This window comes from Streptomyces sp. NPDC001599, from assembly GCF_042893535.1.
Lineage (GTDB): Bacteria > Actinomycetota > Actinomycetes > Streptomycetales > Streptomycetaceae > Streptomyces.
Map to the genome: position 1 here is coordinate 227,347 of NZ_JBIAVA010000006.1, position 21,158 is coordinate 248,504.

Here is a 21,158-nt window from a genome sequence, read left to right on the forward strand (position 1 = left end):
CCCTGAAGGGAGGGGATTCCTGGCTCAGGCTGCCTCCTGGAGCGGCGCTCCAGGGGGTCTTCCGCCTTCGGCACCAGCCGGGTTGAGACCAGCCCGGGCGAGCATGACGCGTGCGGAGTTCTTGTCCCGTGGCCAGACGGTTCCGCAGGCGGTGCAGGTGTGGGTGCGTTCACCCAGCGGCAGGGCGTGCTTGGCTCTCGCTCCGCACTGCGCGCAGTCCATCGTGGTGTACGCGGGGTGGACCAGGCGGATGTCCCGCCCGTGTTTACGGCCCATCTCGATCAGAGCGGCCTTGGTGGCGCCGATGGCGGCGTCCGCGGCCTTGCGGGCCATCGTCGACCGGGCCAGGAACTTCGGCCGGAAGTCCTCGACCGCTACGGCATCGTGGTCGCGGACGACTTTCTTGGCCCACTTGCGGCCGGTGTCCGCACGCTGCCGGGCCACCTTCTTGTGGACCTTCGCCCGCAGCCTCTTCGCCGCCCGGTAGCCCCTCGATCCGGCCGTCCCCTTCTTCGGCCTGCGGCGGGCCATCATCCGGTCGTAGCGGGTGAGCTTCTCCTTCGCCTTCCCACCGTGCGAGGGGTGCGGCAGGTCGTGCGCGTCGGATGTGGTGGTCGCTGTCTCCCGCACACCCCAGTCGACACCGAGGACGCGGCCGGTCGCGGGCAGGGGCTGGACGTGGGCGGGGACGACGAAGGAGCAGTACCAGTGCCCGAGGCTGTCCTGGTACACGCGTACGGAGGACGGCTCGGCCGGCAACTCCCGCGACCACACCGCCCTCAGGACGATGCCGCCCGCCAGATGCAGTCGGCCGTCCTTCAGCCGGAACCCGCGCCGGGTGTAGTTCAGGGTCGCCGGCGACTCACGCCTGGTCTTCCATGTCGGCATCCCGGCCCGGCGCGCCACGGGCAGGCCCTCGGTGATGTCCTTGTGCGCCTTGGCTCGGGAGCGGCCGAAGTCGCGGATGACCTGCTGCTGGGGAACCGACGAGCCCTCCCGCAGCCACGGCGTACGGGAACGGGCCTCGGTCAGCATCCTGTCCAGCTGCGCCGGGCCGCACGTGGTCTTCGCGCCGGTGGCCCTGTTGTGCAGGTGTACGGCCCTGGACTTGGCGACGCACTCGTTCCACAGCCAGCGGCACCGGCCCCACTCGGCCGCCAGCAGGGCGCGGGCCGCGGACGACACCCGCAGCCGGTACGTGTACCGGGCATGCCCGACCTTTTCATCGGCCCCCGCCTGCGCCATCTCACCCCCCTCACGACCTGTGGCCAGGACACCGTGCCGTCCCGAACCCCGCAAAGGACCATACGTACGACAGCCGCACACACACCCGCCGATCCCACAACCACCACCCCGACCAGCGACTATGGGCACACATGTACGCACTATCTTGGGTACGCCGGGCGCTCCGCGCCGAAGCGGACCACGGCGACGCTCCGCGTCGCACCATCCGGATGCGATTCCTCCTCGGCGTGGATGCCGGGGCCTCTTTGCAAGAGGGTGATGTCCGTTGGCGATGTCCCCACGCCGCCGAGCGGGATTCAGCGCCGCAGCAGAACGCGCCTGGTCGCACGGGCCAGCCGGACCCCGGGGCGGGCCGACCGCGGCACCGGTCCCGACCGCTCCAGCCACCACTCCCGCAACTCCCGCCGCACCCCCGGGTCCTCGCCTTCCCCCGGCGCCGTCCGCAGCACGTGCTCGACGAAGCCGAGGGCGTCCCGCCGGTAGCCGCCGGTCATCGGACACCCCTGTGCGTAGGCGAGGAAGGCGGGGCGGTACCGCGCGCCCAGGAGCACCGGCAGTTCGGGCGCGACCTTTGCGACCACGTCGGCCCGCTTCCCGGCCAGCGCCCGCGCCTGCACCCCCAGCCGCACCCGGTCGAACCCCTCGGGCGCCGGCGTCCCCGCGACCAGCGCGGACAGCAGCGCGGCCTGCGCGAGCCCGAGCCGCTGCCGTACGGCGTCGTCGGCGCCGCGGCCCGCACCGGTACCGGTGCGCGGGGTGCGGGCGGCCGCTCCGGTCCCGGTGGCCGCCGCCCGGCCCTTCTCCACGGCGGCGCGGATCGCCTCCACCTCACCCCGCAACTCGTCGCCGTCGGGGAAGTTCTCGTCCCGCTCCAGCAGTACGCCCGGCGGCGCGACGCGCGAGGCGAGGTCGGTCAGGATGTCCAGCACCGGCCGCGCGACGGGGTGGGCGTGGCTGTCGTGCCAGACGCCGTCCCGCTCGAAGCCGCCCGCGACGTGGACGTAGGCGATGGCCTCCAGGGGCAGCTCGGCGAGCGCCTCGGCCGGGTCCTCACCCAGGTTCACGTGGTTGGTGTGCAGGTTCGCCACGTCGATCAGCAGCCGCACGCCGGTCCGGTCGGCCAGCTCGTACAGGAACTGCCCCTCCGTCAGCTCCTCGTCCGGCCACGAGACGAGCGCGGCGATGTTCTCCACGGCCAGCGGCACGGGCAGCGCGGCCTGCGCGATGCGCACGTTCTCGCACAGCACGTCGAGAGCGTCGCGCGTGCGCGGCACGGGCAGCAGGTGCCCCGCCTCCAGCGGCGGCGACGCGGTCAGCGCCCCGCCCGCGCGCACGAACGCGATGTGCTCGGTGACCAGCGGCGACCCGAGCACCTCGGCCCGCTCGGCCAGTGCCGCCAGCCGCCCCGGGTCCGGCCGGTCCGCGCCGCCGAGCCCGAGCGAGACCCCGTGCGGCACGACGCTCACCCCGCGCTCGCGCAGTCGCAGCAGCGAGTCGGGCAGATGCCCGGGACACAGGTTCTCGGACACGGCCTCGACCCACTCGATGCCGGGCATCTCCTCGACGGCGTCCGCGATCTCCGGCCGCCATCCGATGCCGGTGCCCAGTCGTCGCATGGCCGATCCCTCCCTCCGCGTCGTCATGACCGGGGTATCGCCCGTGCGAGGGGGCCCGAACCCCGCGGCGGGTGCCTTCAGAGGAACATTTGAGGTTCGCGGGCCACCCCGGGCACCGGCCGGCGCGCCTCCGCCGCCTACGGGCGCGCCCGCCGCAGCGCCGGATGGTCCGCCACCACCGTGCACGAACCCGGCGCGATCTCCGTGAATCCGGCGTCCCGCACCACCGGCAGGCCGCCGGTGGTGAGGCCGGTCCAGCGGGCCGGATCCGCGGTGCGCACCGACAGCGGGAAGCCCGCGTCGCGCCACGCCGTCCGCTCGCCGTCGGACAGCTCCCACCAGGCGAGCTGCGCACCGTGGCCCGCCTGGGCCATCGCCTTGCCCGCCGACATGTCCAGGTCGGGGTTGAGCCAGAGCACCGTCGCGGAGGGATCGGCGCCGACCGGCGGCTCGGGGTCGTCGAGGTCGGTGCCGGAGACCTGGAGCCGGGCCAGATCCTTGGGCCAGCCGTCCAACGGGACCGGCGGGAAGACCCGCACCTCGGCGCTCTTGCCGGTGACCGTGATGCCGGGCAGCGCCTCGGCCCGCCGCCACTCCGCGCCGCGGGCCCGGCGCACGACCTTGCGGATGCGCGCGTCCTGCCAGTCCCGCATCGCCCGCGCCCACGCGCCGTCACCGGTCGACCGCTCGTCGCCGAGCATCACCAGCACCGCCCGGGCCGCGGTCTCCAGCGCGTCGGTACGGGACGGCGGGGCCGCCCGCTCGATGCGCACGACGAGCGGCAGCACGAACTGCGGCGCGAGGTCGCGGTCCCCGGGCTCGGGACGGAAGGGGCTGTCGGGGATGGGGACGGGGACTGGGGCGGGGGCGGGGACGGGTGTCGTCGGGTCGTTGCTCACGTCCTACAGTCTGCCAACCCGCGCGCCTGGGAGAGTATGGCCCCATGCGACGCGAGCTACGGCTGGACGGTGTGGGCCGCCGCTACGGTCTGCGCGGCCCCTGGGTGCTGCGCGGGGTCGAGCTGGGCGTGCGGCCCGGCGCCCTCGTCCGTGTCGAGGGCGCCAACGGCACCGGCAAGTCGACCCTGCTCCGCCTGCTCGCCGGGATCGACGCCCCCACCGAGGGCCGGGTCACCGGCCGCCCGCGCACGGCCTACGTCCCCGAACGCTTCCCGCCCGCCCTGCCTTTCACCGCCGCGCGGTACCTCACCCACCTCGGCACCGTCCACGGGCTGTCCCGCCGGGCGGCGGCCCGTGCCGCCGGGCAGTGGCTGGAGCGGCTCGGGGCCGCCGGGTACGCCGACACGCAGCTCTCCCGGCTCTCCAAGGGCGGCAGCCAGAAGGTGGCGGTGGCGCAGGCGCTGCTCGCCGAGCCGGAGCTGCTCGTCCTCGACGAGGCGTGGACGGGGCTCGACGCCGACGCGCGGGAGGAGTTGGAGCGGGCGGTCGCCGAACGGACCGCGGCCGGCGGTGCCGCGGTCTTCGTCGACCACGATCCGCGCCGCCTGGCCGGCGCGCCCGACGCCGTGTACGCCGTGCGCGACGGAGCCCTGCACCGCCGTACCGGACCCGCTCCGGTGCCGCCCGGGCCGCGGGTCGTCGTCCGGGTGCAGGGGCCGCCCGGGGCCGCCCTCCCCGCCGACGTGCGCCGCATGGCCGCGTCGGCCGGGGAGACCGTCCCCGGATGCCACGCGCTCACCGTCCCCGCCTCGCACTCCGACGTCGTGCTGCGCACGCTCCTGACGGCCCGGCCGCCCTGGCACGTGGTGGCCGTGCACGACCCGGAGGACCACCGATGACCGCTCTCCTGCGCTACCAGACGGCCCTCCTGCTGCGCTCCCAGCGCTGGCTGCCGCCCGTCGTCCTGTATGCCGCCGCGCTCGGCATCGGGGTGCGGGGCGGGCAGCCGGTGCTCGACTCGCTGGGCTGGGCGGCGGCCGTGCTGCTGCCGGTCGCGGCCTGGCTGGTGCGGATCTGCGTCACGTCCGAGCCGCCCGCCGCGCGGGGCTGCGTGTCGGCGGCGCGCGGTCCCGCGCGGGCCCACCTGGCCCCCGTGCTCGTGGCACTGGCCGCCGCGGTCGTCCTGGGCGCGGTGGCGACCGTCGTCGTGACACTGATCAGCGACCCGGTCAGTACCGGTCGCGGCACGCGCGTACCCCCGCTCCCGGCGGCCGGTGCCGGACTGCTCGCCGCGCTGGTGTGCGCCCTGCTCGGCACCGCCGTCGGCGCGCTCACCGCCTGGCCGGTGCTGCGTTCGCCCGGCCGCGCGGTCCCCGCCCTGCTGCTGGCGGCGCTGCTGGCGCTGGTGGCGTCGGGGTCCCCGGCGCGGGCGGCGGTCAGCGGCCTGGTCACCGGGTCGAGGTCGGGCGCGGTCCCGCTGCCGCTGCTGCCGCTGGCCGGGGCGGCGGTCATCGCCGCGGGCGCGATCGCCGTGGCCTGTGCGCTCAGCTCGCGCAGGTCCTCAGCCTGAGCAGGCGGTGCGCTGGGCCTCCTGCCACTCGCAGACCGGGCAGAGCGTGATGCCCTTGTACGACTCCGGGTATTCCGTGGGCTCCCGGCACTGCACGCACTCGGCGTACGGCGGGCCGTCGGCCCGGGGCGGCCGGGGCGCCGTGTCGATCAGGCAGTAGCCGCCGGGCTCGCAGCCGGCGCCGTCCGGGTCCTGTTCGTGGTCCTGGTCGCTGCTCATGTCTCCAGCGTAGGACGTCAGGCGTGCCCGTTCGCAGCGCCGATCAGTTCCGAGACCTTCACGAAGCGGTAGCCCTGGCGGCGCAGCTCCGGCACCACCGCCCGCACCACCTCCTCGGTCACCGGAGCGGCGCTGCGCGTGCAGTGCATGACGACGACCGAACCCGGCCGCACCCCGTCGAGCACCTGCCGGGTCACCGCGTCGGCGTCCGTCGCGAAGGCGTCCCCGCTCACCACGTCCCACTGCACGGCGGTGACCCCGGTGGCCGACAGCTCCCTGAGGGCCGCCTTGTCGTAGCAGCCGCCGGGAAAGCGGAAGTACGGCATCGGGTTCGGCACCCCGGCCTTCTCGAACGCCGTGTACGCCCGCTCCAGGTCCGAACGCATGCGGTCCTCGGGCACGGTGGGCAGGCCGTAGCAGTCGTCGGTGTAGGCGTAGTGGCTGTAGGAGTGGTTGGCGATCTCGAACCGCGGGTCCCGGCCGATGGAGCGGGCCTCGTCCGGGTACTCCTCGGCCCAGCGGCCGGTCATGAACACCGTGGCCGGCACCTTCAGCTCCCGCAGCGCCGCGATCAGCCCCGGGTTGTCGAACCGCTCGCCCGACGCGGCCCGCGGCCCCTGGTCGGCGGTCATGTCGGCGTCGAAGGTGAGGGCGACCTGCCTGCCGCCCCGTGCGGCGTCCTTCGTGCCGTCCGTGCGCGGGCCGTGCTCGAAGACGGGGGTCAGGCCCGCGGGGCCGGGGGCGAGGGTGGGCGTGGGCGTCCGGGAGGCGGACGGGGACGGGGCGGGGGCCGAGGGTGCCGGACGGGGGGCCTGCTCGGCCCCGGTGGTTCCGCAGGCGGTGAGGGCGGCGCCCAGGACACAGAGCGCGGTGGCGCGTCGTACGAGAGAGATCACCGTACGAACGTAGGAGTGGGATGTTCTGTTTGTATGACTACGTCCGGCGACGTGCCGCCGCTCTCACCCACCCGGTCCAGCCGGCGTCAGATGTCCCGCCGCTCCAGCGGCTTGGTCGCCGGGCCCTCCAGCACCTTGCCGTCCGTGCCGAAGCGGGAGCCGTGGCAGGGGCACTCCCAGGCGCGCTCGGCCGCGTTGAAGTCGACCAGGCAGCCCAGGTGGGTGCAGCGCGGCGAGACGGCGTGCAGGGCGCCCTCCTCGTCCCGGTAGACCGCCAGCCGGTCGCCGCCCGCCCGGACCACCGCGCCCTCGCCCGGCGGCAGCGCCTCCACCGGCGGGGTGGGCCGCAGCCGGTCGCCGACGAAGTGCCGGGCCACCTCGGCCTGCGTCTTGAGCAGCGCGGGTGCCTCGCGCACCGCCGTGCGCAGCCGACGCGGGTCGTACAGTCCGCTCCACGCGCACTCCTCGCCGGTGATCTGCGCGGTGAGCAGCCGGCCCGCCATCATGCCGCCGCTCAGCCCCCAGCCGCCGAAGCCGGTGGCGACGTAGGTGTGGTGCGCGCCCGGGTGCAGCGGGCCCACCATCGGCACGGTGTCGGTGGGGTCGATGTCCTGCGTGGCCCAGGCGTGGGTGCGCTCGACGCCGGGGAAGTGCTCGTCCGCCCAGGCGGCCAGGGTCTCGAAGCGCTCGCGGGTGTCGCCCGTGCCGGGGGTGAAGTGCTCCCCGGTGACGACGAGCAGGCGGCGGCCCGCGTCGGCCAGGGGTGCCGTGCGCACCGAGCGGGTGTTCTCCTCCGGCGTGATGTACATGCCGTCGACGTCGCGGTCCGCCTCGACGGTCCCGGCGACGACCAGTTCGCGGCGCGGGGAGAGGCGGGCGAAGAGCAGCGCCCGGTCGAAGACCGGGTAGTGCGTGGCGACCACGACGTCGCGGGCGGTGACCGTCGCTCCCGCGTCGGTCTTCACCCGGCACGGCTCGCCCTCGTCCAGACCCTGGACGGTGGTGTCCTCGAAGATCAGCCCCCCGCGCGCCTCCAGGTCCGCGGCGAGGGCCCGCAGGTACTTGAGGGGATGGAACTGGGCCTGCCCGGTCACCCGCACGGCGCCCGCCACCGGGAACGGCAGCCCGGTCTCCGTCACGAACGACGCGGGCAGCCCCGCCTCCTTCGCCGCGGCCGCCTCGGTGCGCAGCTCGTCCACCCGGCCCGGGTCGCGCACGTACGTGTAGGCGTCGCGGGTCTCCCAGTCGCACTCGATGCCCAGCTCGGCGACGATCCCGGCGGCGTGCTCGATCGCCTCGGACTGCGAGCGGGCGTACAGCCGGGCGCCCTCGGGGCCGCGGGTGCGGCGCAGCCTGTCGTAGACCAGGGTGTGCAGGACGGTCAGCTTGGCGCTGGTGTACCCGGTGACCCCGGCACCGGCCCGTCCCGCCTCCAGCACCGCCACACTCCGCCCGGCCCGGGTCAGCTCCCAGGCCGTGCTGAGCCCGGCGACACCGGCGCCGATCACGGCGACGTCGACGTCGAGATCTTCGGCGAGTGCGGGGCGGGGCGCGCCGCCCGGTGCCGTCTGAAGCCAGTACGAGCCGTTGACCTGCACGTTCTGAGTCATGCGGCCCGGGTACCCCGTGGCCGCGGCTTCAGTGACCGGACGACGCGCCCCGCCTTGGTCCCCGGGCCGCTACCTGCGCCAGGGCCCCGTCACCGCGAAGGTGGTGCCGGGCGTGTAGCAGTTGACGAACATCGTGTCGCCGTCGGGGGAGAAGGTGACACCGGCGAACTCACCCCACTCCGGCTCCTCCTCCGTCCCGATGTTCTGGGCGCCGCGGGCCATGGCGTACACCTCGCCGCGCCGGGTCACGCCGAAGACGTGCTGGGCGCCGTTGCCGTCCTCGCAGACCATCAGGCCGCCGCTGGGGGCCAGGCAGATGTTGTCGGGGGACTCGCCCGGCAGCCGGACGTCGGTGTCGGGACCGAAGACGATCACCAGGGTGAGGCGTCGCCGCTCGGGGTCGTAGCGCCAGATCTGACCGTAGTGGTCGGCCGCCGAGCCCTCGGAGCTGTGGGCGAAGGACGACACGAAGTACACGCTCCGCCCGCCCCAGTAGCAGCCCTCCAGCTTCTGCGCGTGGGTGATGCCGCCCCGGCCGAAGTCCTGGAAGCGGATGGGCGTCTCGGCGGCCAGCGGGTCGGGCACGTCCACCCACTCGATGCGGTCGAAGGTCGCGCCCGTCTCCTGGATCGAGGACAGGTCGGGCACACCGGGCACGCGCATCGCCTGGAGCCTGCCGCCCGCCCGCAGCGAGCCCCGGCCGCCCAGCGGCTTCTCGGGCAGGAACCGGTAGAACAGGCCGAAGGGCCGCTCGAACGCGTCCTCCGTCTCGTACACGACACCGCGCCGCGGGTCCACGGCGATCGCCTCGTGCTGGAAGCGGCCCATCGCGGTCAGCGGCACCGCCCCGGTGCGGTGCGGGTCGACCGGGTCGACCTCGAAGATGAAGCCGTGGTCCTTGGTGTAGCCGTTGGTCCCGGCCTTGTCCTCGGTCTCCTCGCAGGTCAGCCAGGTGTGCCAGGGGGTGGGGCCGCCCGCGCAGTTGACGGCCGTACCGGCGATCGCGACCCGCTCGGACAGGACGTGGTTGCGGGAGTCCAGCGCCAGCGCCGTACAGCCGCCCTTGCCCTCCGGGTCGTAGGTGAGGCCCTCGACCCTGGGGACGGGGACGCGGCCGTCCTCGCGGTTCTCGTGGTTGCGGACGAGGTGGGTGGTGCGGCCGTGTCTGCCGGAGGAACGCCCCGGGAAGGCGGACATGCCGTCGTGGTTGGAGGGCACCGGGCCCTCCCCGGAGCGCAGCCGGTCGCCCTCGCGGGACAGCACCCGGTAGCGGAAGCCCTTGGGCAGGTCCAGCAGTCCGTCGGGGTCGGGGACCAGGGGGCCGTAGCCGGTGTGGCCGAGGGACTGCGCGGCGGCGGTGCCGGTGAAGAGTTCGGAGAGGGCGCCGGTGAAGGCGATGCCTGCGCCCAGGGCTCCGGTACGGGCGAGCACCTGGCGGCGGGTGGCCGCGTTGCGGGACGTGGACATGGGGAAACCTTCCTGCTGGCGGACAGGACTGTGACCCGCTGTGTCTATCACCTGCCAGGAGCCCCGGGAACCACGCGCGTAGCCCGTGTCACCGCTCGACCGGGTGATCGACCGGGTGCTCCTGCGCCTTCTCCAGGAACCGCAGCAGCTCCACGGGGAAGGGCAGCACCAGGGTCGAGTTCTTCTCGGCGGCCACCGCCACGACCGTCTGGAGCAACCGCAGTTGCAGGGCCGCGGGCGTCTCGGACATCTCCCGGGCCGCCTCCGCGAGCACCTTCGAGGCCTGGAGTTCGGCGTCGGCGTTGATCACCCGGGCGCGTCGCTCCCGGTCCGCCTCGGCCTGGCGGGCCATCGAGCGCTTCATCGTGTCCGGCAGGGACACGTCCTTGATCTCGACCCGGTCGATCTGCACGCCCCAGCCGACCGCGGGACTGTCGATCATCAGCTCCAGCCCCTGGTTCAGCTTCTCGCGGTCGGACAGCAGATCGTCCAGATCGCTCTTGCCGATGATGGAGCGCAGCGAGGTCTGGGCCATCTGCGAGACGGCGAACCGGTAGTCCTCGACCCGGACCAGCGCGTTGGCCGCGTCGACCACCTTGAAGTACACGACCGCGTCCACCCGCACGGTGACGTTGTCGCGGGTGATGCCCTCCTGGGCGGGCACGGGCAGCGTGATGATCTGCATGTTCACCTTGTGCAGCCGGTCCACGAACGGAACGATCATCGTGAACCCGGGACCGCGTGCCTGACCCGCGAGCCGTCCGAGCCGGAAGACCACCCCTCGCTCGTACTGCTTGACGACCCGTGCCGCCGAGGCGACGTACAGGACGCCCGCGCTGCCGACGGCGGCGGCCGCGGTCAGAAGCTCCTGCACCATGACGACCTCCTCGCTCGGAGGACGGTTTTCACCCTTACTGTCACGATAGGCCCGCCGCCGGGCCGGGGGCCATGCCCCGGGACCCGGCGGCGGACTCCCCGCTACACCCCGGCCTTCTCCGGCTCCGTGACCTTCACCGGATCCGTGCCGGTGGCGCTGTGCCGTTCGGCCCAGTTCTCCAGGGCCGTGCGGCAGGCGTGGTCCAGGTGGTGCAGCCCGGACAGGTCCAGCTCGACCGGGCGGTCCTGCGGCAGCGCCTCCAGGGACTCCAGGATCTTCGGGAGCCGCAGGAAGGTCGCGTTGCCGCTCAGATGGGCCTGGACGGGTCCCGCGCCCTTGTCGACGATCTCCAGCCCGAGGTGCGAGGCCTCCCAGGCGGTCTTGACCACGGACAGGGCCAGGCCGATCAGTACGCCCTCGAACATGTTGACCGCGACGATCGAGACGGCCGTGACCACGAGGATCAGCGCCTCGCCCCGGTGGTCGCGCCACAGCGGCAGGATGCTGCGGAACGGGATCAGCTTCCAGCCCGCGTGCACCAGGATGCCCGCCAGCGCGGGCAGCGGGATCAGGCCCAGTACGGACGGCAGCAGCGCCGCGAACAGCAGCAGCCACACACCGTGCAGCACCCGGGACGCCTTGGTGCGGGCTCCCGCGGCCACGTTGGCGGAGCTGCGTACGATGACCGCGGTCATCGGCAGCGCGCCGAGGACGCCGCACACGGTGTTGCCCGCGCCCTGCGCCATCAGCTCCTTGTCGTACTGGGTGCGCGGGCCGCCGTGCAGCCGGTCCACCGCCGCGGCGCTGAACAGGCTCTCCGCCGAGGCGATCAGCGTGAAGGCGACGATCGTGCCGAGCAGGCCCACGTTCGCCAGCTCGCCGAAGGCGTCGGCGCCGGGCGGCTGGACCACGTCCAGCAGGCCGCTCACCTCGACGGTCGCGACCGACAGTCCGAACGCGGCCGTGACCGCCGTGGCCAGACCGACCGCGGCCAGTGCCCCCGGTACGGTCCGCGCCCGTTTCGGCAGCCGCTTCCACAGCACCATCACGGCGACAGTGCCCGCGCCCAGCGCGAGCGAGGTCAGCGCCTCGGTGCTGCCCAGCGCGTCGGCCGCGGCCCCGGGCAGCCCGGTGAGCTTGTCGAGGCCGGAGGCGGGCGCCTCGAGACCGGCGGCCGAGTACAGCTGACCGGCGATGAGCACCAGGCCGATGCCGGCCAGCATGCCCTCGACGACCGACAGGGAGATCGCCCGGAACCAGCGCCCCAGCCTCAGGGCGCCCATCGCGAGCTGGAGGAGCCCGGCGGCGAGCACGATCACGCCGAGCGCGGGCAGTCCGTACTGGTCGACCGCGCCGAAGACCAGCACGGTCAGCCCGGCGGCCGGGCCGGAGACCTGGAGGCTGCTGCCCGGCAGGAACCCGGTGACCAGGCCGCCCACGATGCCGGTGACCAGGCCCAGTTCGGCCGGGACACCGGAGGCGACGGCCACGCCCACGCACAGCGGGAGCGCGACCAGGAACACGACGAGGGAGGCGGTGAGGTCCTGCCGCCAGTGCGGGAAGCGGCGGCTGCGGTCGGCTATGGAGCTCATGCCGGCGTTCACAGGGCCTCGAAGGCGTCGGTGTCCGCACGGTGGCGGCGCACGAGGCCGGTGTGGACCTCGTAGTACCAGCCGTGCAGCCGCAGCCGGCCGTCCGTCAGCCGCTGCTCGACGCAGGGGTAGGAGCGCAGGCGCAGCAGTTGGGCCAGTACGTGGTGCTGCACGGCTTCGGCGACCGTCGGATCGGCGGGGTCGCAGGGCTTCGGCTCGTCGGCCGCGTGCGCCAGCCAGTCCCGCACGGCGGGCACGGCGGTCAGGTCGTCGCCGCGCACCAGCGCGCCGACGGCGCCGCAGTGCGAGTGGCCGCAGACCACGATGTCGCTGACGCCGAGGACCTGGACGGCGTACTCGACGGTGGCCGCCTCGCCGGAGGGGTGCTCGGTTCCGTAGGGCGGGACGATGTTGCCCGCGGTGCGCAGTTCGAAGAGCTGGCCGGGCCGGGCGCCCGTGATCAGGGCGGGCACCACCCGGGAGTCGGAGCAGGTGATGAACAGGACTTCGGGCGACTGGCCTTCGGCGTGCCCGGTGAACTCCTCAGGGCGCTGTCCGAACGTACGGGCGTTGTCGATGAGGGGTTGCATGATGCGGTTTCCTCCTGGCGCGCCGTGGGGGCGCGTCGGACGGGTGGGACAGAGGTGGGGGATGTGCCGGTGGTCCCTCAGCAGCGGAAGACCTGGAGCGCCTCGGGGGCGTGGTCCGTCGTGGGTCTCGGCCGGTGCTCGGTGGCACGGCCGGCGGTGAGGGAGCCGGGCGCCTGCGGAGTGGACTGCGGCGCCAGTGGGTGCCGAGGGGCGCCGGACTGCGGCGCGGCGGTGGTGCGGTGTCGGTCGCGGACGCGCGGCGCGGTGGTCGGCTCGCCCGGGCGGCCGCCCTCGCGGCAGGTGACGGTCTCGTCGTGCGGCACCGTGCCGGAGGGGATGGTTCCGGGACGGGCGTGGGCCACGGCATCACCGGTTGTATGCGCGGATGCGAAGGACGCCGTGGGAGCGAAGAACTGGAGCGCGAACAGGACGGGGGCGAGGATCGCGACCACCGTGCGGGCCGCCGAACGTCGGTACACGCGGCCCCCTCCAGGCAGTTCCTGCCGCTGGTATATGCCGGGAGACAGGTCAATGCCCGGCAAAAGCATGGTCAATGCGCGGTCAAGAAACACGTTAACCCTGCAAAGGACTTTGCAGGGTTAACGGGGCGTTACGTGCCGGAGAGAGCCTCAAAATGGCGGCTGGGTTGGCGGGAACCGACCGTTCCTCAGGGCGTGTCCACCAGCCGCGCCGCGTCCCGGGCCAGCGCGGTGAGCCGGGAGATCGCCCGGAAGTACTTCTTGCGGTACCCGCCCTTCAGCATCTCCTCGCCGAACAGCCGGTCGAAGGGCAGCCCGGAGGCCAGGACGGGCACCTCGCGGTCGTAGAGCCGGTCCGCGAGCACCACGAGCCGCAGCGCCGTCGACTGGTCCGGCACCGGGTGCACGCCGGTGAGGCACACCGCCGTCAGGTCGTCGGTCAGGGCGCCGTAGCGACTGGGGTGGACGCGGGCGAGGTGGTCGAGGAGGGCGGCGAAGTCGTCCAGGGAGGCACCCTCGGTGGCCTGCGCCGCCCGGGTCACCTGCTCGTCGGAGTACGGCGCGGGGGCCTCGGGCAGACCGCGGTGGCGGTAGTCCTCGCCGTCGATGCGCAGGGCGCGGAAGTGGGCGGACAGGCCCTGGATCTCGCGCAGGAAGTCGGCCGCCGCGAACCGGCCCTCGCCCAGCTTGCCCGGCAGCGTGTTGGAGGTGGCGGCGAGCGCCACGCCGGCCTCCACGAGCCGGGCGAGCAGGCTGGAGACGAGGACGGTGTCGCCGGGGTCGTCCAGCTCGAACTCGTCGATGCACAGCAGGCGGTGCCCGGACAGGGTCTGCACGGTCTGCTGGAAGCCGAGGGCGCCGACGAGGTTGGTCAGCTCCACGAAGGTGCCGAAGGCCTTGCGGGAGGGCTCGGCGGGGGTGGCGTGCCACAGGGAGGCCAGCAGGTGGGTCTTGCCGACGCCGTAACCGCCGTCGAGGTAGACGCCGCGGGGTCCGGCCGGGGCCTTCGGCGCTTTGGCACGGCCCAGCCCGAAGAAGCCGCGCCTGCCGGTGGCCGTGCCGGGCGCCTCGCCCAGTCCGCCCGCGAAGTCCTCCAGGACCCGGACGGCCTCGCTCTGGCTGGGCTGGTTCGGGTCGGGGATGTACGTGCCGAAGCGGACGGAGTCGAAACGGGGCGGGGGCACCATCTCGGCGACCAGGCGGTCCGCGGGGACACGGGGCTCGCGGGCGCACAGGGAGACCGTGGCCGGAGCCGTCCCGGTTATCGGAGCGGGGACGGAGGCGGGAGAGGAGGACGACACGGTACTCAATGGTAGGGCCTGCGCGGAGGGCCTCGTCGTCGGCCGGGGGCGGCGCGGACGGGGCGGGGGAGGCGGGCGGCGCGGGGCGCGGACGGGGCGCGGACGGGGCGCGGGGGCAGGCGGGGCGCCGGGGCAGGCGGGCGCGGTGCCGGGTGCCCGTGCGGCGGGGCGCCGCGGTGGTGGGGTCCGGAGGAAACCGGGCGGCGCGCGTGGCCCGGCGCGGGTTCGGCGCCGTGGGCGCGGTGCGTATGTGGGGGTGGGCAGGGCTCCGGCCTGCGCGGTTGGCGTGGCGGGTGCGTGGAACACTGCACCCCATGCGACGCCTGTTCCCCGTGTCCCCCGTGACCGATCCGACCGCCGGCCCGGGCGGCGGCTCCGAGACCGACCGGGAGTGGAGCCTGGCCGAGCTGGCCGCCGCCTACGCGTACCCCGAGCCGGACGGGCACCGGCAGACGTGGCTGCGGGCCAACATGGTCTCCACCCTCGACGGCGCCGCCCAGCACGACGGCCGCTCACAGCCCATCTCCAGCGCGGCGGACATGCGGGTCTTCGGCACCCTGCGGGCACTGGCGGACGTGGTGATCGCCGGCGCCGAGACCGTACGGCAGGAGGGGTACCGCCCGGCACGCGCGCGGGCGGATTTCGCCGAGGCGCGGCGGGCGGCCGGCCAGGCGCCGGTGCCGGTGATCGCGGTGGTCAGCGCGAGCCTGGAGCTGGACTTCTCCCTGCCGCTGTTCACCTCCCCGGCCGTGCCCACGCTGGTCCTGACCGGCGCCGCCGCGGCCCCCGACCGGATCGCCGCCGCGGAGCGGGCCGGGGCCCGGGTGGTGATCGCGGGGGACGGCGTCGGGGTGGACCCGGCCCGTGCGCTCGGGGCGCTCGCGGAGCTGGGGCACACCCGGCTGCTGACCGAGGGCGGCCCGCGGCTGCTGGGGCAGTTCGTCACGGCCGGTGTGCTCGACGAGCTGTGCCTGACCGTCTCCCCGATGCTGACCGCGGGCGACGCGCAGCGGATCGCGGGCGGACCGGCCGTCGAGATGCCACGGCGATTCGCACTGGTGTCCCTCTTGGAGGAGGAAGGTTTCCTCTTCGGCCGGTACCGGCGCGACCAGGAGATCCCGGTCCCGGGTGGGCGGCGGTGACCGGACACGGGTTCGGTCGTTACCGCACATCCGGGAATCGACGGAATCTCCCGTTCCGTTTAGTCCGCGCCGGGCACACTGATTCCGGCAGTACCCGTGCGATCACGGGGCAGGATGGTTTCCGCAGGGTCTGGTACGGCCTACGGAGGGTGGGCCCGCGGGCCCTCGAAGGAGAAGGGGCGCCTGGTGTTCACAAGCGTTTTGATGATCGAGAAGGCCCTGACGTCCGCCGACGTGGAGTTCGTCACCACCTTGCACGGGGACGAGCGGGTCGGCTTCCACGTGCTGCTCCAGCCGCGCGGCGATCAGGCGGACCGCCTGCTGCGCGCCATTGACGACGTCGCGCTCGGCGAGCTGGACGACGCCGTGCGCGAGGGGGAGACCCCGGAGGGCCGGGAGGCGCAGAGCGTCGGGGAGCGGGCCCTGGAGGTGTCCCTCACCGCCCTGCGCGCCTCCGGTGCACAGGCCGACGGGAGACTCATCGAGGACCACCCGCTGGACGAGCTGAAGTCCGTCGTCATGGAGACCGGCGCCGACGAGGTGATCGTCCTGACCGACCCCCACTACGTGGAGGAGTTCTTCCACCGGGACTGGGCCTCCCGGGCCCGGCACAAGGTCGGCGTACCGGTCCTGAAACTGTTCTCCCACAGCAAGGCATAGGCTGGTGCCGCGCCCCTGCCGAGGGGGCGCGGCCTCAACGGATCACCAACGGATCACTCTGGGAGAACAGCGCATGGCACCCGGCCTTCCCACCGCCATGGACCGACCGCACTTCATCGGCATCGGCGGCGCCGGAATGTCGGGCATCGCCAAGATCCTCTCCCAGCGCGGCGCCGCCGTGGCGGGCAGCGACGCCAAGGAGTCCGCGACCGCCGACGCGCTGCGCGCGCTGGGCGCCACCGTGCACATCGGGCACGCGGCGCGGCACCTCGCCGACGACGCGAGCTGCGTGGTCGTGTCCTCGGCCATCCGCGAGGACAATCCGGAGCTGGTCCGCGCCGCCGAGCTGGGCATCCCGGTGGTGCACCGCTCCGACGCCCTCGCCGCCCTGATGGACGGCCTGCGCCCCATCGCGGTGGCCGGCACGCACGGCAAGACCACCACCACCTCGATGCTGGCGGTCTCCCTGTCCGAGCTGGGCCGGAACCCGTCGTACGCGATCGGCGGCGACCTGGACGCGCCCGGCTCCAACGCCCTGCACGGCGACGGCGAGATCTTCGTCGCCGAGGCGGACGAAAGCGACCGCAGCTTCCACAAGTACGCCCCCGAGGTCGCCATCGTCCTCAACGTCGAGCTGGACCACCACGCCAACTACGCCTCGATGGACGAGATCTACGAGTCCTTCGAGACCTTCGCCGGCAAGATCGTCCCCGGCGGCACCCTGGTGATCGCCGCCGACCACGAGGGCGCCCGCGAGCTGACCCGACGGCTGGCCGGCCAGGTGCGGACGGTGACGTACGGAGAGTCCGAGGACGCCGACGTGCGCATCCTCTCCGTCGTCCCGCAGGGCCTCAAGAGCGAGGTCACCGTCGTCATCGACGGCGCCGAGCTGACCTTCGCCGTCTCCGTCCCCGGCCGCCACTACGCCCACAACGCCGTCGCCGCCCTCGCCGCGGGCGCCGCCCTCGGCATCCCCGCCGCCGAGCTGGCCCCCGCGCTGGCCGCGTACACGGGCGTCAAGCGGCGCCTCCAGCTCAAGGGCGAGGCGGCCGGTGTCCAGGTCGTCGACTCCTACGCGCACCACCCCACCGAGATGACCGCCGACCTGGAGGCCATGCGCGCCGCGGTGGGCGACGCCCGCATCCTGGTCCTCTTCCAGCCGCACCTCTTCTCCCGCACCCAGGAGCTGGGCAAGGAGATGGGCCAGGCCCTGGCCCTCGCGGACGCCTCGGTCGTCCTCGACATCTACCCGGCCCGCGAGGACCCGATCCCGGGCATCACCAGCGAGCTGATCGTCGAGGCGGCCCGCGCCGCCGGCGCCGACGTCACACCGGTCCACGACAAGGACGCCTCGCCCGCGCTGGTCGCGGGAATGGCGAAGGCCGGTGATCTCGTTCTCACCATGGGCGCGGGCGACGTCACGGACCTCGGACCGCGCATCCTGGACGAGCTGTCGAAGTGAAGTACCTGAAGTGAGGGGCTGAGACTCATGTCGTACGACGTCGAGAAGCCGGACGAGCAGTGGCGGGCCGAGCTGGCCCCGGCCGAGTACGCCGTGCTGCGCGAGGCCGCCACCGAGCCGGCCTTCACCGGTGAGTACACCGACACCAAGACCGAGGGCGTCTACTCCTGCCGCGCCTGCGGTGCGGAGCTGTTCACCTCCACGACCAAGTTCGAGTCGCACTGCGGCTGGCCGTCCTTCTACGACCCGAGGGACACCGACGCGGTCGAGCTGATCGAGGACCGCTCCCACGGGATGGTCCGCACCGAGGTGCGCTGCGCCCGCTGCGGATCCCACCTCGGCCACGTCTTCAAGGGCGAGGGCTACCCGACCCCGACCGACCAGCGGTACTGCATCAACAGCATCTCGCTGCGGCTGACACCCGCGGGCGGCTGATCCCTCCTAGCTCCTCAAGCGGTGCCGCGCTCCGGGGCGTCGATGGAGTTCGGAGTCGGGCGCCGTTCTTTCTTGACGGTAGCGGCGAATCGCACGGGATCGCCGGTATCGATCGACGACGAGGGCGGCGACCGGGACGAGTGGTCGTCTCGAACGGCCGCGGCCGAGCATGCAGGCGCGAGGTGATGCTTGCCTGTACGGCCGCGGCGCGAAGGGACTTGGAGCGGAACGCCGAGCGGGGGGCCGCGACCTCGCCGTCCTCGCCCGCGAGCCAGCTGAGCGGGGCGTCGGGCCGTTGCGCGAGTGCGGTTGCGACGCCGACGAGAGAGAACCCGCGTGCCATCACGTCCTTTGCGACTCTTGCCCGGCGGGTGCCGCCGGTGAGCATGAGAGGAACCGAGGCGGCCTCGACGAGCTCGCCGGCGAGTTCAAGGAAGTAGGCCTCGCGCTCCAGGGTGCGGTCGTCGGCCGTGTGACCGGCCGTGGCGAGTGACTCGACGCTTCCTCCCGACAGCTCCACGAAGTCGACGCTGTCGCTGAGCCACTCGATGACGTGGTGTGCGTCTTCGAGGTCGAAGCCGCCACGCTGGAAGTCCGCGGAGTTGAGCTTGACGGCGATGCCGAAACCCGGTGACACGCGCTCACGGACGGCTGTCACGACGTCGAGGAGCAGCCTGGCACGGTTGCGGAGGGAGCCTCCCCACTGGTCGGTCCGCTTGTTGACTTGTGGAGAGCCCCGGAAGCCTCGGGGAAGACGGGAATGTACTTGGTTCCCCGGGCCCCTGCGCCTCGTAGCCTCCGAGCGGTGATCGTCGAGAGGAGCCGGGCCGCGGAGGCGGGTGTGACGACACCGTCCTCGTCGCGTGCGATCGTCACGAATCGCCCTCCCGGGCGTAGGACGTGCTGCGCAGGGTCCCACTGCGCGCGACCGCCGACGCAGTCGATCACCCCGCTTGCCTCTCCTATCGAATATCGATAGATTGCCATCGCATTTCGATCGAAGGAGAGTTGATGGGAAAGATCACCGTGCTGGCGCTGCGTACCGTGCTCGTGGCGTTGCTCGCCGGTTCGCTGTTCGTGCAGACCGTGATGGTCGCGCTGCTGGCCGACGACATCGAGGGCGGTGTGCTCGCGGACCGGCGCGTTCCGATCCTGCTGATCGTGGTCCTGGGCATCGGCACGGCCCAGACCGTCCTGGTCTGCGTATGGCGGCTGGTGAACATGATGCGACGTGGGAGCGTGTTCTCCGAGGGCGCCTTCCGGTACGTGCACATCGTGATCGGCGCCTTCACCGCCGCGGCGCTCCTGGTCTTCGCGCTGGGCGTCGTTCTGGCGCCGGGCGAGGCCGTGGCCCCGGGCGTCGTCCTGCTGCTCGGCGGCGTCTCCCTGGCGGTGTTCGCGGTCGCCCTGATCGTGCTCGTGCTGCGGATGCTGCTCGCCCAGGCGGTCGCCCGCGAGGCCGAGGCGACCCGGATGCAGACCGAGCTGGCCGGGGTGATCTGATGCCGATCGTCGTCGACATCGACGTGATGCTGGCCAGGCGCAAGATGTCCGTGGGCGAACTCGCCGACCGCATCGGCATCACCCCCGCGAACCTGGCGGTCCTCAAGAACGGCCGCGCCAAGGCGGTCCGGTTCACCACGCTGGCCGCGCTCTGCGAGGTCCTGGACTGCCAGCCCGGAGACCTGCTGCGCTGGGAGGCCGAACGCCTGGCGGACGAGGCCACACCCGCGGAGCGTCACCTGTGAGTACTGTGACCGGCACCGACTTCCTCGGGCCCGCGGCCCGTACCGACGTCCTCGTAGTCGGCGCCGGGCTGGCCGGCCTCCACACCGCTACGCTCCTCGCACGGCAGGGCCACTCCGTCCTCCTGATCGACCGGCGAACCAGCCTCGTCGGCGCGGTCCGCACCACGGGAATCTTCGTGCGGAAGACGCTCGACGACTTTCCGCTGCCTCCCGAGCACCTCGGCCCGCCGATTCGACGGGTCGTCCTCTACCCGCCCGACCTGCGTCGCCCCGTCGCCCTGGTCAGCGGCCGCGACGAGTACCGCGTAGGAGACATGGCGCCTCTCTACACGGCGGCCGCGGCCACCGCGACGACCGCCGGCGTGCGGATCGTCCTGGGCACGCGCTATGCCGGACGCCAGGGCGACACGTTCCACCTGCTCGGTCGCGACGGGCCGACGGCGGTCCGGGCGCGGTTCGTCGTCGGTGCCGACGGAGCCCGCTCCAGCGTCGCCCGCGACCTCGGCCTTGACCGCAACCACCACCTGCTGGTCGGAGCCGAGGAGGTCTTCGAGCTGGCCGGACACGAGGAGCCACCGACCTTCCACTGTGTGCTCGACCCCTCGCTCGCTCCCGGCTACCTGGCTTGGGTGGTCAACGACGGGCAGCACGCGCATGTGGGCGTCGCCGGCTATGCGGACCGCTTCCCGGACGGACTTCGCCGGGCACTGCAGCGGTTCAGCGCGTCAGCGCCCGGGGTGGCCGGCGTGGACCGTCCGGAAGCGGTGGAGCGGCGCGGCGGCCCGATTCCCGTCGGGGGCGTGCTGCGCCGGATCGGCTGCGCCGACGGCATTCTGGTGGGGGACGCGGCCGGCGCGGTCTCCCCGCTCACCGCCGGTGGGCTGGATCCGTGCCTGCGGCTGTCGGAGTTCGCGGCCGAAGTCCTGGACCACGCGCTGCGAACCAGGCGGCCGGATGCGCTGTCCGCCTACGACGGAGCCGCTCTGCGCGCCGCGTTCCGAGGCCGGCTGACCCTGCGCAGGGCACTGGCTCAGGTGCGCACACCGACCATGGCCCAAACGGCTTTCACACTGCTCCGTACGCCGATCGGCCGGGCCGCGGCGGGCCGGGTCCTGTTCGGCGACAAGTCCTTCCCGACTCCTGCCCGTTGACCGCGAGACCGATCGCCCACCTCACGCATGGGCCAGAGCCGCCTCCATCCGGCCGGCGAGGTGATATGCCAAGTGGAAGGCCCAGTCGAGACGACGAGCGTCATGAACTGGTACCCAATGGCAGCAGCCCTTTCCGGAGATCTCTGTCATCCGGTGTCGGGCTCCGCCGTTCTCACTGGTTTTGGATCTTGCCGCACGC

At 73.3% G+C, this 21,158-nt stretch carries 22 protein-coding genes; 9 read left to right on the forward strand and 13 right to left on the reverse strand.

Annotation, left to right across the window (positions count from 1 at the left end; translation table 11 throughout):
* Positions 1–24: 24 nt before the first annotated feature.
* The 3 genes from ACFYZ3_RS17980 to ACFYZ3_RS17990 all read right to left on the reverse strand — a co-directional run bounded on the left by ACFYZ3_RS17980 (position 25) and on the right by ACFYZ3_RS17990 (position 3,760).
* Positions 25–1,245 carry an RNA-guided endonuclease InsQ/TnpB family protein gene (locus ACFYZ3_RS17980; RefSeq protein WP_388518312.1) on the reverse strand — a complete coding sequence of 407 codons (1,221 nt, stop codon included), beginning with the start codon at positions 1,243–1,245 and terminating at the stop codon, positions 25–27.
* A gap of 296 nt (positions 1,246–1,541) precedes the next feature.
* Positions 1,542–2,861, reverse strand: a complete 1,320-nt coding sequence (locus ACFYZ3_RS17985; protein ID WP_388518315.1) for a DUF692 domain-containing protein — start codon at positions 2,859–2,861, stop codon at positions 1,542–1,544.
* A 137-nt stretch (positions 2,862–2,998) separates the two neighbouring features.
* The gene (locus tag ACFYZ3_RS17990) at positions 2,999–3,760 is read right to left on the reverse strand and encodes a peptidyl-tRNA hydrolase (protein ID WP_388518318.1); all 762 of its coding nucleotides are present in this window, start codon (positions 3,758–3,760) and stop codon (positions 2,999–3,001) included.
* A 44-nt stretch (positions 3,761–3,804) separates the two neighbouring features.
* On the opposite strand from ACFYZ3_RS17990, the gene ACFYZ3_RS17995 reads away from it, so the two are divergent.
* Complete coding sequence (locus ACFYZ3_RS17995; RefSeq protein ID WP_388518321.1) at positions 3,805–4,659, forward strand: ATP-binding cassette domain-containing protein; 855 nt, start codon at positions 3,805–3,807, stop codon at positions 4,657–4,659.
* Positions 4,656–5,330: an ABC transporter gene (locus tag ACFYZ3_RS18000; RefSeq protein WP_388518324.1), complete on the forward strand. Its 675-nt coding sequence runs from the start codon at positions 4,656–4,658 to the stop codon at positions 5,328–5,330. The genes ACFYZ3_RS17995 and ACFYZ3_RS18000 overlap by 4 nt, the downstream gene beginning before the upstream one ends.
* Here ACFYZ3_RS18000 and ACFYZ3_RS18005 read toward each other — a convergent pair.
* The 9 genes from ACFYZ3_RS18005 to zapE form a co-directional block, all read right to left on the reverse strand.
* Positions 5,322–5,549, reverse strand: coding sequence for a hypothetical protein (locus tag ACFYZ3_RS18005; RefSeq protein WP_361006682.1), 228 nt, complete (start codon positions 5,547–5,549; stop codon positions 5,322–5,324). The two genes, ACFYZ3_RS18000 and ACFYZ3_RS18005, sit on opposite strands and share 9 nt — an antisense overlap.
* Positions 5,550–5,566: 17 nt before the next feature.
* Positions 5,567–6,445, reverse strand: a complete 879-nt coding sequence (locus tag ACFYZ3_RS18010; RefSeq protein WP_388518327.1) for a polysaccharide deacetylase family protein — start codon at positions 6,443–6,445, stop codon at positions 5,567–5,569.
* 86 nt (positions 6,446–6,531) lie between these two features.
* A complete protein-coding gene (locus tag ACFYZ3_RS18015; RefSeq protein ID WP_388518330.1) occupies positions 6,532–8,055 on the reverse strand; it encodes an FAD-dependent oxidoreductase in 1,524 nt (507 codons plus the stop codon).
* Positions 8,056–8,124: 69 nt separating this feature from the next.
* A complete protein-coding gene (locus tag ACFYZ3_RS18020; RefSeq protein ID WP_388518333.1) occupies positions 8,125–9,522 on the reverse strand; it encodes a PhoX family protein in 1,398 nt (465 codons plus the stop codon).
* A gap of 88 nt (positions 9,523–9,610) precedes the next feature.
* On the reverse strand, positions 9,611–10,399 hold the full coding sequence (locus ACFYZ3_RS18025; protein WP_109029724.1) for a slipin family protein: 789 nt from the start codon (positions 10,397–10,399) through the stop codon (positions 9,611–9,613).
* Between the two features lie 101 nt (positions 10,400–10,500).
* Entirely contained in the window at positions 10,501–11,991 is a 1,491-nt protein-coding gene (locus tag ACFYZ3_RS18030; protein ID WP_388518335.1) for a SulP family inorganic anion transporter, read from the reverse strand.
* Between the two features lie 8 nt (positions 11,992–11,999).
* The gene (locus ACFYZ3_RS18035; RefSeq protein ID WP_388518337.1) at positions 12,000–12,581 is read right to left on the reverse strand and encodes a carbonic anhydrase; all 582 of its coding nucleotides are present in this window, start codon (positions 12,579–12,581) and stop codon (positions 12,000–12,002) included.
* A 77-nt stretch (positions 12,582–12,658) separates the two neighbouring features.
* Positions 12,659–13,060, reverse strand: a complete 402-nt coding sequence (locus tag ACFYZ3_RS18040) for a hypothetical protein (RefSeq protein WP_361006669.1) — start codon at positions 13,058–13,060, stop codon at positions 12,659–12,661.
* 188 nt (positions 13,061–13,248) lie between these two features.
* On the reverse strand, positions 13,249–14,361 hold the full coding sequence (gene zapE / locus ACFYZ3_RS18045; RefSeq protein WP_388518340.1) for a cell division protein ZapE: 1,113 nt from the start codon (positions 14,359–14,361) through the stop codon (positions 13,249–13,251).
* A 314-nt stretch (positions 14,362–14,675) separates the two neighbouring features.
* Here zapE and ACFYZ3_RS18050 point away from each other — a divergent pair, with 314 nt between their 5' ends.
* The 4 genes from ACFYZ3_RS18050 to msrB all read left to right on the forward strand — a co-directional run bounded on the left by ACFYZ3_RS18050 (position 14,676) and on the right by msrB (position 18,060).
* Positions 14,676–15,503 carry a pyrimidine reductase family protein gene (locus ACFYZ3_RS18050; protein WP_388518343.1) on the forward strand — a complete coding sequence of 276 codons (828 nt, stop codon included), beginning with the start codon at positions 14,676–14,678 and terminating at the stop codon, positions 15,501–15,503.
* Between the two features lie 186 nt (positions 15,504–15,689).
* On the forward strand, positions 15,690–16,163 hold the full coding sequence (locus tag ACFYZ3_RS18055) for an indole-3-glycerol phosphate synthase (RefSeq protein ID WP_388518346.1): 474 nt from the start codon (positions 15,690–15,692) through the stop codon (positions 16,161–16,163).
* A 73-nt stretch (positions 16,164–16,236) separates the two neighbouring features.
* Positions 16,237–17,625 (forward strand): UDP-N-acetylmuramate--L-alanine ligase, encoded by a 1,389-nt coding sequence (gene murC, locus ACFYZ3_RS18060; RefSeq protein WP_388518349.1) that lies wholly within the window; start codon positions 16,237–16,239, stop codon positions 17,623–17,625.
* Between the two features lie 27 nt (positions 17,626–17,652).
* Positions 17,653–18,060, forward strand: coding sequence for a peptide-methionine (R)-S-oxide reductase MsrB (gene msrB / locus ACFYZ3_RS18065; RefSeq protein ID WP_361006661.1), 408 nt, complete (start codon positions 17,653–17,655; stop codon positions 18,058–18,060).
* Here msrB and ACFYZ3_RS18070 read toward each other — a convergent pair.
* Positions 18,020–18,979, reverse strand: a complete 960-nt coding sequence (locus ACFYZ3_RS18070) for a hypothetical protein (RefSeq protein ID WP_388518352.1) — start codon at positions 18,977–18,979, stop codon at positions 18,020–18,022. The genes msrB and ACFYZ3_RS18070 overlap by 41 nt on opposite strands.
* Positions 18,980–19,071: 92 nt before the next feature.
* Here ACFYZ3_RS18070 and ACFYZ3_RS18075 point away from each other — a divergent pair, with 92 nt between their 5' ends.
* From ACFYZ3_RS18075 to ACFYZ3_RS18085, 3 genes are read left to right on the forward strand one after another with little or no spacing between them, the layout of a single operon-like run.
* Positions 19,072–19,563 carry a DUF2975 domain-containing protein gene (locus ACFYZ3_RS18075; protein WP_388518355.1) on the forward strand — a complete coding sequence of 164 codons (492 nt, stop codon included), beginning with the start codon at positions 19,072–19,074 and terminating at the stop codon, positions 19,561–19,563.
* Positions 19,563–19,808, forward strand: coding sequence for a helix-turn-helix transcriptional regulator (locus ACFYZ3_RS18080; RefSeq protein ID WP_356857058.1), 246 nt, complete (start codon positions 19,563–19,565; stop codon positions 19,806–19,808). The genes ACFYZ3_RS18075 and ACFYZ3_RS18080 overlap by 1 nt, the downstream gene beginning before the upstream one ends.
* Positions 19,805–20,959, forward strand: a complete 1,155-nt coding sequence (locus tag ACFYZ3_RS18085) for an FAD-dependent oxidoreductase (RefSeq protein WP_388518359.1) — start codon at positions 19,805–19,807, stop codon at positions 20,957–20,959. Before ACFYZ3_RS18080 ends, ACFYZ3_RS18085 begins: the two co-directional genes overlap by 4 nt.
* Positions 20,960–21,158: the final 199 nt, after the last annotated feature.

Coding starts and splice junctions, on each gene's coding strand:
- ACFYZ3_RS18015 (WP_388518330.1), bottom strand. CDS start 8,055: ATGACTCAGAACGTGCAGGTCAACGGCTCGTACTGGCTTCAGACGGCA.
- ACFYZ3_RS18080 (WP_356857058.1), top strand. CDS start 19,563: ATGCCGATCGTCGTCGACATCGACGTGATGCTGGCCAGGCGCAAGATG.
- ACFYZ3_RS18025 (WP_109029724.1), bottom strand. CDS start 10,399: ATGGTGCAGGAGCTTCTGACCGCGGCCGCCGCCGTCGGCAGCGCGGGC.
- ACFYZ3_RS18030 (WP_388518335.1), bottom strand. CDS start 11,991: ATGAGCTCCATAGCCGACCGCAGCCGCCGCTTCCCGCACTGGCGGCAG.
- ACFYZ3_RS17995 (WP_388518321.1), top strand. CDS start 3,805: ATGCGACGCGAGCTACGGCTGGACGGTGTGGGCCGCCGCTACGGTCTG.
- murC (WP_388518349.1), top strand. CDS start 16,237: ATGGCACCCGGCCTTCCCACCGCCATGGACCGACCGCACTTCATCGGC.
- ACFYZ3_RS18035 (WP_388518337.1), bottom strand. CDS start 12,581: ATGCAACCCCTCATCGACAACGCCCGTACGTTCGGACAGCGCCCTGAG.
- ACFYZ3_RS18050 (WP_388518343.1), top strand. CDS start 14,676: ATGCGACGCCTGTTCCCCGTGTCCCCCGTGACCGATCCGACCGCCGGC.
- ACFYZ3_RS18075 (WP_388518355.1), top strand. CDS start 19,072: ATGGGAAAGATCACCGTGCTGGCGCTGCGTACCGTGCTCGTGGCGTTG.
- ACFYZ3_RS18005 (WP_361006682.1), bottom strand. CDS start 5,549: ATGAGCAGCGACCAGGACCACGAACAGGACCCGGACGGCGCCGGCTGC.
- ACFYZ3_RS17980 (WP_388518312.1), bottom strand. CDS start 1,245: ATGGCGCAGGCGGGGGCCGATGAAAAGGTCGGGCATGCCCGGTACACG.
- ACFYZ3_RS18020 (WP_388518333.1), bottom strand. CDS start 9,522: ATGTCCACGTCCCGCAACGCGGCCACCCGCCGCCAGGTGCTCGCCCGT.
- msrB (WP_361006661.1), top strand. CDS start 17,653: ATGTCGTACGACGTCGAGAAGCCGGACGAGCAGTGGCGGGCCGAGCTG.
- ACFYZ3_RS18000 (WP_388518324.1), top strand. CDS start 4,656: ATGACCGCTCTCCTGCGCTACCAGACGGCCCTCCTGCTGCGCTCCCAG.
- ACFYZ3_RS17985 (WP_388518315.1), bottom strand. CDS start 2,861: ATGCGACGACTGGGCACCGGCATCGGATGGCGGCCGGAGATCGCGGAC.